This window comes from Kocuria sp. CPCC 205231 (assembly GCF_040980965.1).
Taxonomy (GTDB): domain Bacteria; phylum Actinomycetota; class Actinomycetes; order Actinomycetales; family Micrococcaceae; genus Kocuria; species Kocuria rosea.
Genome location: NZ_JAVKPP010000003.1, coordinates 133,454 through 149,773 on the forward strand (window position 1 = coordinate 133,454; position 16,320 = coordinate 149,773).

The 16,320-nt window shown below is 71.8% G+C and carries 13 protein-coding genes and 1 tRNA gene; 3 read left to right on the top strand and 11 right to left on the bottom strand.

Annotated elements, in window-relative coordinates; all coding sequences use genetic code 11:
• Positions 1 to 21: 21 nt before the first annotated feature.
• The 10 genes from rpoB to RF640_RS03955 all read right to left on the bottom strand — a co-directional run bounded on the left by rpoB (position 22) and on the right by RF640_RS03955 (position 12,207).
• A complete protein-coding gene (gene rpoB / locus RF640_RS03910) occupies positions 22 to 3,531 on the bottom strand; it encodes a DNA-directed RNA polymerase subunit beta (RefSeq protein WP_017833278.1) in 3,510 nt (1,169 codons plus the stop codon).
• Between the two features lie 276 nt (positions 3,532 to 3,807).
• Complete coding sequence (gene gcvP, locus RF640_RS03915; protein ID WP_368826676.1) at positions 3,808 to 6,642, bottom strand: aminomethyl-transferring glycine dehydrogenase; 2,835 nt, start codon at positions 6,640 to 6,642, stop codon at positions 3,808 to 3,810.
• 198 nt (positions 6,643 to 6,840) lie between these two features.
• The gene (rplL, locus tag RF640_RS03920; RefSeq protein ID WP_017833276.1) at positions 6,841 to 7,224 is read right to left on the bottom strand and encodes a 50S ribosomal protein L7/L12; all 384 of its coding nucleotides are present in this window, start codon (positions 7,222 to 7,224) and stop codon (positions 6,841 to 6,843) included.
• 98 nt (positions 7,225 to 7,322) lie between these two features.
• Complete coding sequence (gene rplJ, locus RF640_RS03925; RefSeq protein WP_058872511.1) at positions 7,323 to 7,847, bottom strand: 50S ribosomal protein L10; 525 nt, start codon at positions 7,845 to 7,847, stop codon at positions 7,323 to 7,325.
• A gap of 299 nt (positions 7,848 to 8,146) precedes the next feature.
• A complete protein-coding gene (locus RF640_RS03930; protein WP_035924897.1) occupies positions 8,147 to 9,298 on the bottom strand; it encodes a GNAT family N-acetyltransferase in 1,152 nt (383 codons plus the stop codon).
• Between the two features lie 145 nt (positions 9,299 to 9,443).
• Positions 9,444 to 10,151 (bottom strand): 50S ribosomal protein L1, encoded by a 708-nt coding sequence (gene rplA, locus RF640_RS03935; RefSeq protein WP_017833273.1) that lies wholly within the window; start codon positions 10,149 to 10,151, stop codon positions 9,444 to 9,446.
• 89 nt (positions 10,152 to 10,240) lie between these two features.
• Positions 10,241 to 10,672, bottom strand: a complete 432-nt coding sequence (gene rplK, locus RF640_RS03940; protein ID WP_017833272.1) for a 50S ribosomal protein L11 — start codon at positions 10,670 to 10,672, stop codon at positions 10,241 to 10,243.
• 146 nt (positions 10,673 to 10,818) lie between these two features.
• Positions 10,819 to 11,667 carry a transcription termination/antitermination protein NusG gene (nusG, locus tag RF640_RS03945; protein WP_017833271.1) on the bottom strand — a complete coding sequence of 283 codons (849 nt, stop codon included), beginning with the start codon at positions 11,665 to 11,667 and terminating at the stop codon, positions 10,819 to 10,821.
• 84 nt (positions 11,668 to 11,751) lie between these two features.
• The gene (gene secE, locus RF640_RS03950; protein ID WP_017833270.1) at positions 11,752 to 12,024 is read right to left on the bottom strand and encodes a preprotein translocase subunit SecE; all 273 of its coding nucleotides are present in this window, start codon (positions 12,022 to 12,024) and stop codon (positions 11,752 to 11,754) included.
• A 110-nt stretch (positions 12,025 to 12,134) separates the two neighbouring features.
• Positions 12,135 to 12,207 (bottom strand) — tRNA-Trp (locus RF640_RS03955).
• 283 nt (positions 12,208 to 12,490) lie between these two features.
• On the opposite strand from RF640_RS03955, the gene RF640_RS03960 reads away from it, so the two are divergent.
• The gene (locus RF640_RS03960) at positions 12,491 to 13,696 is read left to right on the top strand and encodes a pyridoxal phosphate-dependent aminotransferase (protein ID WP_144836158.1); all 1,206 of its coding nucleotides are present in this window, start codon (positions 12,491 to 12,493) and stop codon (positions 13,694 to 13,696) included.
• Positions 13,693 to 14,040 carry a hypothetical protein gene (locus tag RF640_RS03965; RefSeq protein WP_017834232.1) on the top strand — a complete coding sequence of 116 codons (348 nt, stop codon included), beginning with the start codon at positions 13,693 to 13,695 and terminating at the stop codon, positions 14,038 to 14,040. Before RF640_RS03960 ends, RF640_RS03965 begins: the two co-directional genes overlap by 4 nt.
• A gap of 84 nt (positions 14,041 to 14,124) precedes the next feature.
• On the opposite strand, the gene ppk2 is transcribed toward RF640_RS03965, so the two are convergent.
• Positions 14,125 to 15,036 carry a polyphosphate kinase 2 gene (ppk2, locus tag RF640_RS03970; RefSeq protein WP_035924909.1) on the bottom strand — a complete coding sequence of 304 codons (912 nt, stop codon included), beginning with the start codon at positions 15,034 to 15,036 and terminating at the stop codon, positions 14,125 to 14,127.
• A 189-nt stretch (positions 15,037 to 15,225) separates the two neighbouring features.
• Between ppk2 and RF640_RS03975 the strand changes: the two genes are divergently transcribed.
• The gene (locus RF640_RS03975) at positions 15,226 to 16,257 is read left to right on the top strand and encodes a 6-phosphofructokinase (protein WP_017834233.1); all 1,032 of its coding nucleotides are present in this window, start codon (positions 15,226 to 15,228) and stop codon (positions 16,255 to 16,257) included.
• The last annotated feature ends 63 nt before the right edge of the window (positions 16,258 to 16,320 follow it).

Here is a 16,320-nt window from a genome sequence, read left to right on the forward strand (position 1 = left end):
GTCGGGGTGGACCGAGCGGGATCAGACCTCTTCGACCGAGCTGGGCTCGGAGTGCGAGAGATCGATGCCCAGTTCCTCGGCCGCCCGGAAGACCTCGTCATCCGAATCGCGCATCTCGATGGTGTTGCCGTCCGCCGAGAGCACCTCGACGTTCAGGCACAGCGACTGCATCTCCTTGATGAGGACCTTGAAGGACTCGGGGACACCCGGCTCGGGGATGTTCTCGCCCTTCACGATGGCCTCGTAGACCTTCACGCGCCCGTGCACGTCGTCGGACTTGACCGTCAGCAGCTCCTGCAGCGTGTAGGCGGCGCCGTACGCCTCGAGCGCCCAGACCTCCATCTCGCCGAAGCGCTGGCCGCCGAACTGCGCCTTACCGCCCAGCGGCTGCTGGGTGATCATGGAGTACGGGCCGGTGGAGCGCGCGTGGATCTTGTCGTCCACGAGGTGGTGCAGCTTCAGGATGTACTGGTAGCCGACCGACACCGGGTCCGGGAACGGCTCGCCGGAGCGGCCGTCGAACAGCCGGGCCTTGCCGGACCGGTCGATCAGCCGCACGCCGTCGCGCGTCGGGTTGGTGTGGTCGAGGAGGTCGAAGATCTCCTCCTCGCGCGCGCCGTCGAACACCGGGGTGGCCACGTTCGTGGGGCCGGACTGCTTCGGGAAGTTCGGCAGCCGGTCGAGCCACTCGGGGTCGCCCTCGATGTTCCAGCCCTGCTTCGCGAGCCAGCCGGTGTGCACCTCGAGGACCTGCCCCAGGTTCATGCGGCCGGGCACGCCCAGCGGGTTGAGGATGATGTCCACGGGGGTCCCGTCCTCGAGGAACGGCATGTCCTCCAGGGGCAGGATCTTCGAGATGACGCCCTTGTTGCCGTGGCGGCCGGCGAGCTTGTCGCCGTCCGTGATCTTGCGCTTCTGCGCCACGTACACCCGGACCACCTGGTTGACGCCCGCGGGCAGGTCGTCGTCCTCGTCGTCGCGGTCGAAGACGCGCACGCCGATGACGGTGCCGGACTCGCCGTGGGGCACCTTCAGGGACGTGTCGCGCACCTCGCGGGACTTCTCGCCGAAGATCGCCCGCAGCAGGCGCTCCTCCGGGGTCAGCTCGGTCTCGCCCTTCGGGGTGACCTTGCCCACGAGGATGTCGCCGGCCTGGACCTCCGCGCCGATGTGGATGATGCCGCGCTCGTCGAGGGCGGACAGCACCTCCTCGGACACGTTCGGGATGTCCCGGGTGATCTCCTCGGCGCCCAGCTTCGTGTCGCGGGCGTCGATCTCGTGCTCCTCGATGTGGATCGAGGTGAGCACGTCCTCCGAGACCATGCGCTGGGAGAGGATGATCGCGTCCTCGTAGTTGAGGCCCTCCCAGGACATGTAGGCGACCAGCAGGTTCTTGCCCAGGGCCAGCTCGCCCTGGTCCGTGGAGGGGCCGTCGGCGATGACCGAGCGCTCCTCGACGCGATCGCCCTCGGAGACGATGACGCGCTGGTTGTAGGTGTTGCCCGGGTTGGAGCGCGTGAACTTGTTGATCGGGTAGACCGTGGTCGTCCCGTCGTCGTTGAGCACGCGCACGAGGTTCGCCGAGACCTCCTCGACCACGCCGGCCTTGCGGGCCAGCACGGAGTCCCCGGCGTCCAGGGCCGCGTAGCGCTCCATGCCGGTGCCCACGAGCGGGGCCTCGGACTCGAGCAGCGGCACGGCCTGGCGCTGCATGTTGGCGCCCATGAGCGCGCGGTTGGCGTCGTCGTGCTCCAGGTACGGGATGAGCGCGGTCGCCACGGACACCATCTGGCGCGGGGAGACGTCCATGAACTGCACGGCGGTCGGGTCGACCAGCACGGCCTCGCCCGAGCCGTCGGCGGCGCGCGCGAGGACGGCGTCCTCGGCGAACCGGTTGTCCGGGCCCAGCGGGGCGTTGGCCTGGGCGATCGTCACGCCGCGCTCGTCGTCGGCGGTGAGGTACTCGACCTCGTCGGTGACGAGGCCGCCGACGACCTTGCGGTACGGGGTCTCGATGAAGCCGAACGGGTTGATCCGCCCGTAGGTCGCCAGCGAGCCGATGAGGCCGATGTTGGAGCCCTCGGGGGTCTCGATCGGGCACATGCGGCCGTAGTGCGACGGGTGGACGTCACGGACCTCCATGCCGGCGCGGTCGCGGGAGAGACCGCCCGGGCCGAGCGCGGACAGGCGGCGCTTGTGGGTCAGGCCCGCGAGCGGGTTGTTCTGGTCCATGAACTGCGACAGCTGCGAGGTGCCGAAGAACTCCTTGATCGCCGCCACGACGGGACGGATGTTGATCAGGGTCTGCGGGGTGATCGCCTCGACGTCCTGGGTGGTCATGCGCTCGCGCACCACGCGCTCCATGCGGGACAGGCCCGTGCGGATCTGGTTCTCGATCAGCTCGCCCACGGCGCGGATGCGGCGGTTGCCGAAGTGGTCGATGTCGTCGACGTCCACGACGACCTCGCGGGGTTCGCCGTCGCGCACGCCCTTCATGGTGCCGCCGCCGGCGTGCAGGGTGACGAGGTAGCGGATCATCGCGACGATGTCGTCGACCGACAGCACGGAGGCGTCCTCGTCCTCGAACGCCTTGTCGAGGCCCAGCTTCCGGTTGATCTTGTACCGGCCGACCTTCGCGAGGTCGTAGCGCTTGGAGTTGAAGTACATGTTGTCGAGCAGCGCCTGCGCGGCGTCGACCGTGGGCGGCTCCCCCGGGCGCAGCTTGCGGTAGATGTCCAGCAGCGCGTCCTCGCGGGACTCGACGGTGTCCTTCTCGAGGGTCGCCCGGATGGAGTCGAACTCCCCGAACTCCTCGAGGATGCGGGACTCGCTCCAGCCCAGAGCCTTGAGCAGCACGGTGACCGACTGCTTGCGCTTGCGGTCGAGGCGCACGCCCACCTGGTCGCGCTTGTCGATCTCGAGCTCGAACCACGCGCCGCGCGAGGGGATGATCTTCGCGGAGTAGATGTCCTTGTCCGAGGTGCGGTCCTGGCCGCGCTCGAAGTAGGCGCCCGGCGAGCGGACGAGCTGGGACACGACGACACGCTCGGTGCCGTTGATGACGAAGGTGCCCTTCTCGGTCATCAGCGGGAAGTCGCCCATGAACACGGTCTGCTGCTTGATCTCGCCCGTGTTGTTGTTCATGAACTCGGCCTTGACGTACAGGGGCGCCGAGTACGTGGCGTCCCGGTCCTTGCACTCGTCCATGGTGTACTTCGGGTCGTAGAACTCCGGCTCCGAGAAGGACAGGGACATGGTGCCCTGGAAGTCCTCGATCGGGGAGATCTCCTCGAAGATGTCGGACAGCCCGGAGGTGCGGGCGATGCCCTGCTCCCCGGTCTCGATGGCCTGCTGGACCCGGGCCTGCCACCGCTCGTTGCCCACGAGACGGTCGAAGCTGTCCGTCTGGAGGGCCAGCAGGTTCGGCACGTCCAGCGGTTCATGGATCTTGGCGAAGGAGATGCGGCGCGGGATGTTCCCGTCGGCCGGTCGGTTAGCGGTTACGTTCGAATCGGTGCTCGAGGCGACCAAGATGGATTCCTTCCACAGACCTGCAGTTGAATCGCGCAGTTCCCGAATCGGGGATACGGGTGGGCGAGGGCCAGCGGACTCGAGATGCTGGTTCGCTCCCCGGGGGCGCCCACCGCTATATGAAGGCACGCAGAATGAGGGACAACGCAAAGATCCAGCATAGACGCGAAGTGCGACTCTGTCCACACGACCGGTGGACGCGGGCGTCCACCGGTCGTAGGATGGGAAATTTCGTGCTCCGGGTCTCACCGGCACCGGGGGCGCCGGGCCCGCGGGTCAGCCCGCGGCCGCGAACGCCTCGACCGGCGGGCAGCTGCAGACCAGGTTGCGGTCCCCGGCGGCGTTCTCCACCCGGCCCACGGGCGGCCAGTACTTGGCGCGGCGCAGCTCGGGCAGCGGGTAGGCGGCCCGGGACCGGGGGTAGGCCCGGTCCCACTCGTCGGCCGTGAGCACCTCCGCGGTGTGCGGCGCGCGGCGCAGGACCGAGTCCTCGAGTGCGACCTCGCCGTCGGCCACGGCGGTCATCTCCGCGTGGATCGCGCGCATCGCGGCCACGAACCGGTCGAGCTCCGCGAGGTTCTCGGACTCCGTGGGCTCCACCATGAGCGTGCCCGCCACCGGGAACGCGAGGGTGGGGGCGTGGAAGCCGTAGTCGACGAGCCGCTTGCAGACGTCCTCCGCGGTCACCCCGGAGGCCTTCGTGAGCGCGCGCAGGTCGAGGATGCACTCGTGGGCCACGAACCCGCCCGGGCCGGTGTAGAGGGTCGGGAAGACGTCGGCCAGCCGGGCGGAGACGTAGTTCGCGCTGAGGATCGCGGTGCGCGACGACGCGGTGAGCCCCTCCGCGCCGGTCATGGCGATGTACATCCAGGAGATCGGCAGCACCCCGGCCGACCCGTGGCGGGCCTGGGACACGGGGAAGGAGTCCTCCCCGCCGTCCAGGGCCGCGGGGTCCCCGGGCAGGAACGGCACGAGGTGCTCCGCCACGGCCACGGGCCCCACGCCGGGCCCCCCGCCGCCGTGCGGGATGCAGAAGGTCTTGTGCAGGTTCAGGTGGGAGACGTCTCCGCCGAAGCGGCCCGGCCGGGCGAGGCCCATGAGCGCGTTGAGGTTGGCGCCGTCCACGTAGACCTGGCCCCCCGCCGCGTGCACGGCCTCGCACACGGCCGTGATCTGCTCCTCGAACACGCCGTGCGTGGAGGGGTAGGTGACCATGATGCCCGCCAGCTCCTCCCCCACGCTCCCGATCTTCGCGGCGAGGTCGTCCAGGTCCACGGAGCCGTCCCCGGCGGTGGCCACGACCACCACCTTGAGGTCCGCGAGCACCGCGGAGGCGGCGTTGGTGCCGTGGGCCGAGGACGGGATGAGGACGGTGGTGCGCTGCCGGTCGCCCCGGGAGAGGTGGTAGCGGCGGATCGCGAGGAGCCCGGCGAGCTCGCCCTGGGAGCCGGCGTTGGGCTGGACGGAGACCGCGGCGTAGCCGGTGATCTCCGTGAGCCAGGACTCGAGCTGGGCGATGAGCTCGCGCCAGCCGAGGGTCTGGTCCTCGGGGGCGAGCGGGTGGATCGAGGCGAACTCGGGCCAGCTGATGGGCTCCATCTCCGCGGCGGCGTTGAGCTTCATGGTGCAGGAGCCGAGCGGGATCATGGTCCGGTCGAGGGCCAGGTCCTTGTCCGCGAGGGAGCGCAGCCAGCGCATCATCGCGGTCTCTGAGCGGTGCAGCGTGAACACGGGGTGGGTCAGGTAGGAGTCGGTGCGCAGCAGCTCGGCGGGCAGGTCCCAGGCCCCGCCCGCGCCCGGCGCGTCGACGGCCGCGGCGCCGAAGGCCGCGAGCACGGCGTCGACGTCGCGCTCGTCGTGGGGCTCCCCCACCGACACGGAGACGTGGTCCGCGCCGGCCCGGCGGACGTTGATCCCGCGCTCCGCGGCGGCGGCCACGACGGCGTCGGCGCGGCCGGGGACCTCGGCGAGCACGGTGTCGAAGAACCGGTCGTGGACCACGCGCACGCCGGCCGCGGCGAGCCCGGCGGCCAGGCGGGCGGCCAGCCCGTGCACGCGCTCGGCGATGGCGCGGAGCCCGTCCGCGCCGTGGTAGGCGGCGTAGGCGCCGGCCACGACGGCCAGCAGCGCCTGGGCGGTGCAGATGTTCGAGGTGGCCTTCTCGCGGCGGATGTGCTGCTCGCGGGTCTGCAGGGCCAGCCGGTAGGCGGGCCGGCCGGAGGAATCGGTGGAGACGCCCACCAGGCGGCCGGGCAGGTTCCGTTCGAGGCCCTTGCGGCAGGCGAGGAACGCGGCGTGGGGACCGCCGAAGAACAGGGGCACCCCGAAGCGCTGGGCCGAGCCCACGGCGATGTCCGCGCCCTGCTCCCCCGGGGAGCGCAGCAGGGTCAGGGCCAGCAGGTCGGTGGCCACGGCCACGAGCGCCCCCCGCGCGTGCGCCTCCTCGGCGCGCTCGGCGAGGGGGACGACCTCGCCGTCGACGCCCACCTGGGTCAGGACCACCCCGAAGAGCTCGCCCTCGGGCAGCCCCTCGGCGAGGTCGGCGACGACCAGCTCGATGCCCACGGCCCGGCAGCGCCCGCGCAGCACGGCGAGGGTCTGCGGGAGCGTCCGGGCGTCGACGACGACGCGCCGGCTCGCGGCCTTCCGGTTGGCCCGGCGCATCATGAGCACGGCCTCGGCCACCGCGGTGGCCTCGTCCAGGAGGGAGGCGTTCGCCAGGTCCAGGCCGGTGAGGTCCATGACGGCGTTCTGGAACGTGAGCAGGGCCTCGAGGCGGCCCTGCGAGATCTCGGGCTGGTAGGGGGTGTAGGAGGTGTACCAGGCGGGGTTCTCGAGGATGTTGCGGCGCAGCGCGGGCGGGGTGACGGTGTCCGCGTAGCCCTGCCCGATCATCTGGGTCATCACCCGGTTCTTCGCCGCGACCCGGCGCAGCGCCGCGAGGGCCTCGTGCTCGGACATCGGGGCGGGCAGGCCCAGCGGCTCGGAGGAGGCGATGGTCGCGGGGACGGCGCGGGCGACGAGCTCGTCGAGGTCGGCCGCGCCGACGGTCTCGAGCATGATCGCGGTCTCGGCGGCGTCCGGGCCGAGGTGGCGTGGCAGGAAGGACAAGGTGAGCTCCTCGTGGTCCGAGGCCCAGTGGGGCCCGTCCGCCCTCCCCCGCCCGGACTCTCCCGCTGCGCGTGGGCGGCCGATGTGGTCGTGCCCCCAGTCTCCCACACACCGTCCGGGCCCGGCACGGCACGAGGCCCCGGACGCCGTGCGTCCGGGGCCTCGCAGGAGCGTCCGTGAAGGGACGCGTCCGGGGTCCTACTTGAGGGTGACGGTGGCGCCGGCGCCCTCGAGGGCCTCCTTGGCCTTGTCCGCGGCCTCCTTGGTGGCGCCCTCGAGGACGGCCTTGGGGGCCGAGTCCACGAGGTCCTTGGCCTCCTTGAGGCCGAGGGAGGTCAGCGCGCGGACCTCCTTGATGACCTGGATCTTCTTCTCGCCGGCGGCCTCGAGGACGACGTCGAACTCGGTCTGCTCCTCGGCCTCCTCGGCGGCGGCGGCCGGAGCGGCGGCACCGGCGACGGCCACGGGGGCGGCGGCGGTGACGTCGAAGGTCTCCTCGAAGGCCTTCACGAACTCGGAGAGCTCGATGAGGGAGAGCTCCTTGAACGCGTCGATCAGTTCAGCGGTGGTGAGCTTGGCCATGGTTGTGGCTCCTTTTCGATGGTGTGCCCCGGCCGGGTTCGTCGGCGCGGGACGGTCTGGTTCCGTGGTGAGAATGTGCCTCGCGGCGGGGATGCTGGTCAGGCGTCCTGCTCCTCGACCTTGGCGCGCAGCGCCTCGGCCGTGCGGACGGTCTTCGACAGCGGTGCCTGGAACAGCGCCGCGGCCTGGGACAGGGACGCCTGCGCGGCACCGGCCACCTTGGCCAGCAGCACCTCGCGGGACTCGAGGTCCGCGAGCTGCTTGATCTCCGCGTCGCTCAGGGCCTTGCCCTCGAGGTAACCGCCCTTGACGACGAGCTGCGGGTTCGCCTTGGCGAAGTCACGCAGGCTCTTGGCGGCCTCGACGGGGTCCCCCGAGATGAAGGCGATCGCGCTCGGGCCGGCGAGCTGGCCGTCGAACGCGTCGATCCCCAGCTCCTTGGCCGCGATCGCGGTCAGCGTGTTCTTCACCACGGCGTATTCGGCGTTCTCACCGAGCGAGCGGCGCAGCTCCTTGAGCTGGGCCACGGTGAGGCCGCGGTACTCAGTCAGGACAGCGGCGTCCGAGTTGGAGAACATCTCCTTCAACTCGGCGACCGCGGCTGCCTTTTCCGGGTTCGCCATGGTACTCCTTCCGGTCTTCGATGCCGGTCGCTGCCGCAAGGGCCCGGGCACAGAAAAAGCCCCGCGCAGATGCCCGGGGCTCGGCGTCGCACCCCGTGCAGGACGGGACGTGCTCGCTGTGCTGGTTCACCTGCGCTGGCGGTTCCTGGCGGAACTCTTACGGCTGTCCTCCCGCTTCGTGCGCTCCGAAACGGGGCGCACGGGGCAGGGGGACCACGACCGGCGGTCTTTGGTGTCTCCCAGGGTACCGGAGGCCCCCGACGCGGCCAAATCGGCTCCGGGACGGTCCGGGACCCGGCTCAGGCGGAGGGGAAGTCGCGGGCCCACACGCCGCTGCGCCCGGCCACGCGGAAGCCCAGCCGGGCGTTGACCCGGCTCATCCGGTCGTCGCCGCTGTGGCTCCAGGAGTAGACGGTGCGCACGCTCGGGGCCAGCCGCTCGAGCTGCTGCAGGTTGGCCAGCTTCAGCCGGGTGGCGAGCCACCGGCGGCGGTGCTCGCGCAGGACCACGGTCTCGTCCTGCATCCCGATCGGCGGCTCCTCCCCCGCCAGGACGATCTCGGTCATCCCGACGAGGCGTCCGGTGGGCTCGTGCTCGGCGACGGCCACGAGCGAGAGGTTGCCCGCCTCGGCGCGCAGCTGCTCGGTGCGCCGCACGCGCTCGGCGTCCCAGGGCTCGGGCTCGGCGGCGGCCACGGGGGCCAGGAACGAGTCGGTCGCCATGCGCGAGTGCAGGGCGGCGAGCTCGTCGAGCCGGTCCTCGGGGGCCGGGCCGCTCCAGACGTGGATCCGGTATGGCTCCTGCGCCGGCGAGGCCGCGACCTCGTCCAGCAGGGCCGCGACGCGCTCGGGCGGCAGGGGGACGTCCAGCACCCCGAAGTCGCTGACCGACTCGAGCCGGTAGCCGGCGCTGAGGGCGAAGCGGGTCTGCCGGTTGGACACGGGCAGCCGGCCCGAGCCGTCGGCGGCGTCCACCCACTCGACCATCCCGGGCGTGACCAGCGGGAAGACCCCGGTGACGCTGCCGTCGCCCTGGATCTCCTCGGGGCCGGGGTGCTCGGTCTGGATCCGCAGGTGCCGGCGGGATTCGCCCACGGCGAGCTGCTCGGCGGCGGCCAGCAGCTCGCTGCCGGTGCCCTGCGAGGTGACGTCGGGGTCCACGTCGACGGTGATGTGGGCGGAGTCGGTGAGCGTGACCAGGGGCATCCGCACCTCGGCCCGTCCCGCGAGCCGGTCCCCGGCCCACGCCAGCAGGACGACCACGCGCTCGAAGGGGTCCAGCAGGTCCCGGTAGAGCTCCTGGGCGTCACCGGTGAGGTCCGAGATCCCCCACACGTGCTGCCGGGACCGGCGCACGAGCTCCGCGACGCGCCCCAGCAGCTCCTGCGCGGCGTCGTCGAACTCGTCGGGGATGCGCATCTGCTCGATGCGCACCGGGGGGTGCTCGCTCACGTGGGGGGTCTCCGTTCCGTGGGCGCCGGCGGACGCCCGCCGGCTGCTGGGTCGTGGGAGGAATGGTCCCGTCGGACGGGAAGGGGCCCGGCCGCATCGGCCGGGCCCCCACCCGTCGGAGCCCCGCGGGCTCCGGTGCACGGCGTCAGGCGCCGACGACGACCTCGGTGGCGTTCGGGTCGACCGGGATGCCCGGTCCGAACGTGGTCGAGACGGTCGCCTTCGTGATGTAGCGGCCCTTCGACGCGGAGGGCTTCAGGCGCAGGATCTCCTCGAGGGCGGCGCCGTAGTTCTCCGCCAGCTTCTCGAGCTCGAAGGACGTCTTGCCCACGATGAAGTGCAGGTTCGAGTGCTTGTCGACGCGGAAGTCGATCTTGCCGCCCTTGATGTCGTTGACGGCCTTGGTCACGTCCATGGTGACGGTGCCGGTCTTGGGGTTCGGCATCAGGTTGCGGGGGCCGAGGACCTTGCCCAGCCGGCCGACCTTGCCCATCATGTCCGGGGTGGCCACGGCGGCGTCGAAGTCGGTCCAGCCGCCCTGGATGCGGGCGATCAGGTCGTCGGAGCCGACGTAGTCCGCTCCGGCCTCCTCCGCGGCGGCGGCCTTGTCGCCGGTCGCGAAGACGACGACGCGGGCGGTCTTGCCGGTGCCGTTGGGCAGGTTCACGGTGCCGCGGACCATCTGGTCGGCCTTGCGGGGGTCGACACCGAGGCGGAGGACGACCTCCACGGTGGAGTCGGTCTTCGCGGTGTCGAGCTCCTTGGCCAGGGCCACGGCCTCGGCCGGGGCGTACAGCGTGCCCGCGTCGATCTTGGCGGCGGCCGCCTGGTATGCCTTGCTGCGCTTTGCCATCTGCTTCTTCTCCTTGTGCAGTTGTGGTCTGCGGGCCGCGCTCGGCCCTGCCACGTCAATAACGGTGGGTGGTGATCAGCCGAGGCTGGTCACTCGACCTCGATGCCCATGGAGCGGGCGGTGCCGGCGATGATTTTCGCGGCGGCGTCGATGTCGTTGGCGTTGAGGTCTTCCTTCTTGGTCTCGGCGATCTCGCGGACCTGGTCCATGCTGAGCTTGCCGACCTTCTGGGTGTGCGGGACACCCGAGCCCTTGGCGACGCCGGCGGCCTTCTTGATCAGCTGCGCGGCGGGCGGGGTCTTCGTGACGAAGGTGAACGAGCGGTCCTCGTAGACCGTGATCTCCACGGGCACGATGTTGCCGCGCTGGGACTCCGTGGCCGCGTTGTAGGCCTTGCAGAATTCCATGATGTTGACGCCGTGCTGACCGAGGGCCGGACCCACGGGAGGAGCCGGGTTGGCGGCGCCTGCCTGGATCTGCAGCTTGATCAGGCCGGAGACCTTCTTCTTCTTGGGAGCCATGTGCTGGTCCTTCTTCTGCTGGACGTACCGGCGCACAGGAGCGTACGACGGCGGGTGGCCGCCGTGGCGCGGCGGCCGGGCGGCCCGGCGGCGAAGCATGCACCGCGGGGCCGGGAACTGGGGCGGGCCGGAGCGGCCCGCGGGGCTCAGATCTTGGAGACCTGATTGAAGCCGAGGGTGACGGGGGTCTCGCGCTCGAAGATCGACACGAGGACGACCAGCTGCTGGGACTCCACCTTGATCTCGGAGATCGTGGCGGGGAGGGTCTCGAAGGGGCCCTCCTTGACGATGACGGACTCGCCGACCTCGAAGTCGACGTCGATCTGCGGCTGCGCGCTGGGCTGGGCGGAGGACTCGGCCCCCGCGCCCTGCGGCGCCTCGAAGACCGGGTTGAGCATCTCGAAGACCTCGTCGAGGCGCAGCGGCACCGGGTTGTAGGCGTCCTGGCCGACGAAGCCGGTGACGCCCGGGGTGTGGCGGACCGCGCCCCAGGAGGCGTCGGTGAGGTTCATGCGCACCAGCACGTAGCCCGGGATCCGCACCCGGCGCACGATCTTGCGCTGGGCGTTCTTGATCTCGACGACCTCCTCCATCGGCACCTCGATCTGGAAGATGTCGTCCTCCATGTTGAGGGACTGGATGCGGGTCTCGAGGTTCGTCTTCACGCGGTTCTCGTAGCCGGCGTAGGTGTGGATGACGTACCAGTCACCCTCCTGGCGGCGCAGCTTCGACTTGAACTCCTCGACGGGGTCCACGGCGGGCGCCTCGTCCTCGGCCGCGGGGGCCTCCTCGTCGGCCGGGGCCTCCGCCTCGAGCGGGGCCTCCTCGTCGGCGGGCGCGGCGGGAGCCTCGTCGGCGACCGGGGCGTGCTCCGGGTCGTGGGCGGCCGCGAAGTCGTCCTCCTGCACGGAGGTCTCGGCCTCCGGCAGCTCCGGAGCCTGCTGGTCGACCTCGGCCGGTGCCTCGGTGCCGTTTTCGAGCTCGTGCTCGGTCACTGGATCTCCCTCAAAGTTCTTTCGTGGATGTCGTGCTCTGCTGGGTCACGGTGGCCGGCCGCGCCGGTCCGTGCGCCGCCCGGATCAGCCGGCGGCGTCCCCCTGCCCGAAGATCCACAGGGCGGCCTGGCCGAACGCCAGGTCCAGGACCGAGATGAGCACCATCATGAACGCGACGAACACGAGGACGACCAGGACGTAGTTGACCAGTTCGCGCCGGGTGGGGGTGACCACCTTCCGGAGCTCGCCGACGACCTGGCGCAGGAACAGGAACAGGCGCCCGAAGACGCCGCGGGGGCTCTCCGCGCCCTGCTCCGGGGGCTGGCCCGACGCGCGGCCGGCGGTGGTCTGCGACATCGGCTCTCCCTGTGTGGACTCGTGCGTGCCGCGCAGTGCTGCCGGCCCGCCGTCGCCGCGGCGGCTCCCGGCACCCCCGTGGGGGTGCCGGAGACCACCCCGGACTGGAGCAGGGCAGACAGGACTCGAACCTGCAACCTGCGGTTTTGGAGACCGCTGCGCTACCAATTGCGCCACTGCCCTACGTGCCTCGCGGCCTCGGCCGGCGTGGGGACGCCGGTCTCGATCGCTCGGACCCGGTCACCGACTCTACCATCCGGTCCCGCCGTGACGGCGCGGCCGAGCAGGCGCCGATGACACCAGTCGTCCATCCTAGGCGACCCGGGCGGCGGGGTGCAATCCGGGCGGGCGCGGCCGCCGGGGCGCCGGGCCCGCGGTGCGGACGCCCGAGTAGCATGGGGGCGTCCGCACCGCCGTCCCCGCACCCGGCGGAGACCGCCCGTTCCCCTCCAGGAGGCCCCCGGTCATGACCACGTCCCGCATCTCCCGGCGCGTCGGCGCCATCGCAGAGTCCGCGACGCTCGCCGTGGACGCGAAGGCGAAGGCCCTCAAGGCCGCCGGCCGGCCCGTGATCGGCTTCGGCGCCGGGGAGCCCGACTTCCCGACCCCCCAGTACATCGTGGACGCCGCCGCGGCCGCCCTGCAGGACCCGGCGAACTTCCGGTACACGCCGGCCGCGGGCCTGCCCGAGCTGCGCAGGGCGGTGGCCGAGCAGACCGCCCGGGACGACGGCTACGCGGTGGAGCCCTCCCAGGTGCTCGTCACCAACGGCGGCAAGCAGGCCGTGTTCCAGGCCTTCGCGACGGTCGTGGACGAGGGCGACGACGTCCTGCTGCCCGCCCCGTACTGGACCACCTACCCCGAGGCCATCAAGCTCGCCGGGGGCAACCCGGTCGAGGTCTTCGCCGGACCGGAGCTCGGCTACAAGGTCACCCCCGAGCTGCTCGAGGCGGCGTGGACCGAGCGCACCAAGGCCCTGCTGTTCTGCTCGCCGTCGAACCCCACGGGCGCCGTGTACTCCCCCGAGGAGACCGCGGCCGTGGGCCGCTGGGCGGCGGAGAAGGGGATCTTCGTGCTGACCGACGAGATCTACCAGCACCTCACCTACGACGGCGTGCCGTTCACCTCGATCGCCGCCGCCGTGCCGGAGCTGGGCGAGAACGTGGTCGTCCTCAACGGCGTGGCCAAGACGTACGCGATGACCGGCTGGCGGGTGGGCTGGATGATCGGTGCCCCCGACGTCATCAAGGCGGCCACGAACCTGCAGTCCCACCTGACCTCCAACGTCAACAACGTGGCCCAGCGGGCCGCGCTGGCGGCCGTGTCCGGCCCGCTCGACGAGGCCCACCGGATGCGGGAGGCCTTCGACCGCCGCCGCCGGGTCATGGTCGAGGCCCTCAACGCCATCGACGGCGTGGAGTGCCCCACCCCGACCGGCGCGTTCTACGCCTACGCGGACGTGCGGGGCCTGCTCGGCCGGCGCTTCGGCGACGCGACGCCGCAGACCTCCGCCGAGCTGGCCGAGCTGATCCTGGAGCAGGCGGAGGTGGCCGTGGTGCCCGGCGAGGCGTTCGGCCCCTCCGGCTTCCTGCGCCTGTCCTACGCCCTCGGCGACGACGACCTCGCGGAGGGCCTGCGCCGGCTCCAGGAGTACCTGGGCGGCGCCGCGTGAGCGCCGCGACGGACGCCCGGGACACCGCCGTGGCCGCGGCGGAGCAGGTGCCCGCGGCGGCGCTCGTGAGCGCCGGGCTGATCGGCGGGTACGCCACCGCCCGGGCGACCGGCGTCCGCCCCCTGGGCGGGGCGGTGCTGGCCGCGGCCGGCGCGGCGGCCGCCCACACGTGGTGGCACCGCGGCGGGCCGGGCACCACGGCGGCGCTCGGCGCGCTCTACGTCCTGGGCTTCGGGCTCTCCCACCCGCTGGCCCGGCGGATCGGGGCCTGGCCGTCGGTCCTGGCCGTGACCGCCGTCAACGCCGCCGCCAACACCGTCCTGGTGGACCGCCCCGGCCGCTGAGCCGCGACCGCCGCGCACCGGCGCCGCCCGCCCCCGGAAGGGGACGGGCGGCGCCGTCGTCGTCCCGCGTCCCCGGGCCGCACCTCAGTCGCCGACGGCCTCCAGGCCGCGGCGCACGATCAGCGGGTCGGGGGGATAGACCACGTCCGGGTCCTTGTCCTCGTAGTCGAACTGGTCCAGGAAGAAGCGCATCGCGTTGAGCCGGGCGCGCTTCTTGTCGTTGGACTTCACCGTGATCCACGGGGCGTGGTCGGTGTCCGTGCGCAGGAACATCTCCTCCTTCGCCTCGGTGTAGTCCTCCCACCGGTCCAGGGACGCCAGGTCCATGGGCGAGAGCTTCCACCGGCGCACGGGGTCGATCTGGCGGATCGCGAACCGGGTGCGCTGCTCGTGCTGGGTCACGGAGAACCAGAACTTGGTGAGGTGGATGCCGGAGTCCACGAGCATCTTCTCGAAGACGGGCGCCTGGGCCATGAACTGCTCGTACTGCGGGTCCGTGCAGAAGCCCATGACGCGCTCGACGTTGGCGCGGTTGTACCAGGAGCGGTCGAACATCACGATCTCCCCCGCCGTGGGCAGGTGCTGGATGTAGCGCTGGAAGTACCACTGGCCCCGCTCCCGGTCCGAGGGCTTCGTCAGGGCCACCACCCGGGCGGCGCGCGGGTTGAGGTGCTCGGTGAACCGCTTGATCGTCCCGCCCTTGCCGGCGGCGTCCCGGCCCTCGAACACGATGACGTGCTGGAGGTCGTGGTCCTGGCCCCAGTACTGGAACTTCAGCAGCTCGATCTGCAGCTGGTACTTCTCGAGCTCGTACTCCTCGCGCGACAGCCGCTCGTCGTACGGGTAGTCCTCCCGCCAGGTCTCCACGGCCGATCCCCCGGGATCGATGAGATCCGGGTCCGGGGACTGCCCGTCCCGCACCGTGTACCCCTGGTCGACTAGCTTGTCGATGAACTCCCGCAGGTTCTCCCGGGCCGGTTCCTTGTCCGTGTTCAACGCCACCCCTCCTTCCGGGCCCGTCGGGGCCCCCTTCCCGGAAGTCTAGGCCGCAGGCCGGCGGGCGGCGCCGGGGGCCAACACGGCCGGGCCCGGCCCTGCCGCCCGGGCCCGGACTCACTAGACTGGGCGTGCCGGCGCACGTCCGGCCGCCACGCACGCCCCGCCCACCCGGAGGAGACTGTACGAATGAAGATCGGACTGCTGACCAGCGGCGGGGACTGCCCCGGACTCAACGCGGTGATCCGCGGCGCCGTGCTGCACGGGATCAAGACCTACGGCCACGAGTTCGTGGGCTTCCGCGACGGCTGGCGCGGGGTGCTCGAGGGCGACATCATGGACCTGCCCCGCACCCGGGTCCGCGGCCTCGCCCGGGAGGGCGGGACCATCCTCGGCACCTCCCGCACGAACCCCTACTCCGGGCCCGGAGGCGGGCCGGAGAACATCGGGGTGATGCTCGAGCGCCACGCGGTGGACGCGATCGTGGCCATCGGCGGGGAGGGCACCCTGGCCGGCGCCAAGCGCCTGGCCGACGCCGGGCTGCCCGTGGTGGGGGTGCCCAAGACCATCGACAACGACCTGCAGGCCACGGACTACACCTTCGGCTTCGACACGGCCGTGTCCATCGCCACCGACGCCATGGACCGGCTGCGCACCACCGGGGAGTCCCACCACCGGTGCATGGTCGCCGAGGTCATGGGCCGCCACGTCGGGTGGATCGCGCTGCACTCGGGCATGTCCGCCGGCGCGCACGCGGTGCTGATCCCGGAGCAGAAGGTCTCCATGGACCAGGTCTGCGCTTGGGTGCAGGAGGTCTACGACCGCGGCCGCTCCCCGCTGGTGGTCGTCGCGGAGGGGTTCATCCCCGAGGACCGGGAGGACGTGCTCGCAGGGAAGGGCACCGAGGCCGACGGCCGTCCGCGCCTGGGCGGGATCGGGGAGTACGTCACGCAGGAGATCGAGCGCCTCACCGGCATCGAGACCCGCAACACCACGCTCGGGCACATCCAGCGCGGGGGCGCCCCCACGGGCTTCGACCGCGTGCTCGCCACCCGCTTCGGGATGTCCGTGGTCGACCTCGTGCACGAGAAGCAGTGGGGGCGGATGGTCGCCATCCGCGGCACCGACATGGTCCGCGTCGACTTCGCCGAGGCCCTCGAGGGGCTCAAGACCGTTCCCCAGGACCGCTGGGACGAGGCCCGCGTCCTCTTCGGCCGCTGAGGCGGGCGGCGGCCCCGGTCGGTCAGGCCTGCGGGTCCGCGCCGCCCGGGGCCCGGGGCGGAC

What these genes read in the sequence shown, in the direction of transcription:
- rplA (WP_017833273.1), bottom strand. Translation starts at nt 10,151, where the DNA reads ATGGCAAAGCGCAGCAAGGCATACCAGGCGGCCGCCGCCAAGATCGAC.
- rplK (WP_017833272.1), bottom strand. Translation starts at nt 10,672, where the DNA reads ATGGCTCCCAAGAAGAAGAAGGTCTCCGGCCTGATCAAGCTGCAGATC.
- RF640_RS03960 (WP_144836158.1), top strand. Translation starts at nt 12,491, where the DNA reads ATGACCACGTCCCGCATCTCCCGGCGCGTCGGCGCCATCGCAGAGTCC.
- secE (WP_017833270.1), bottom strand. Translation starts at nt 12,024, where the DNA reads ATGTCGCAGACCACCGCCGGCCGCGCGTCGGGCCAGCCCCCGGAGCAG.
- rplJ (WP_058872511.1), bottom strand. Translation starts at nt 7,847, where the DNA reads ATGGCGAACCCGGAAAAGGCAGCCGCGGTCGCCGAGTTGAAGGAGATG.
- RF640_RS03975 (WP_017834233.1), top strand. Translation starts at nt 15,226, where the DNA reads ATGAAGATCGGACTGCTGACCAGCGGCGGGGACTGCCCCGGACTCAAC.
- rplL (WP_017833276.1), bottom strand. Translation starts at nt 7,224, where the DNA reads ATGGCCAAGCTCACCACCGCTGAACTGATCGACGCGTTCAAGGAGCTC.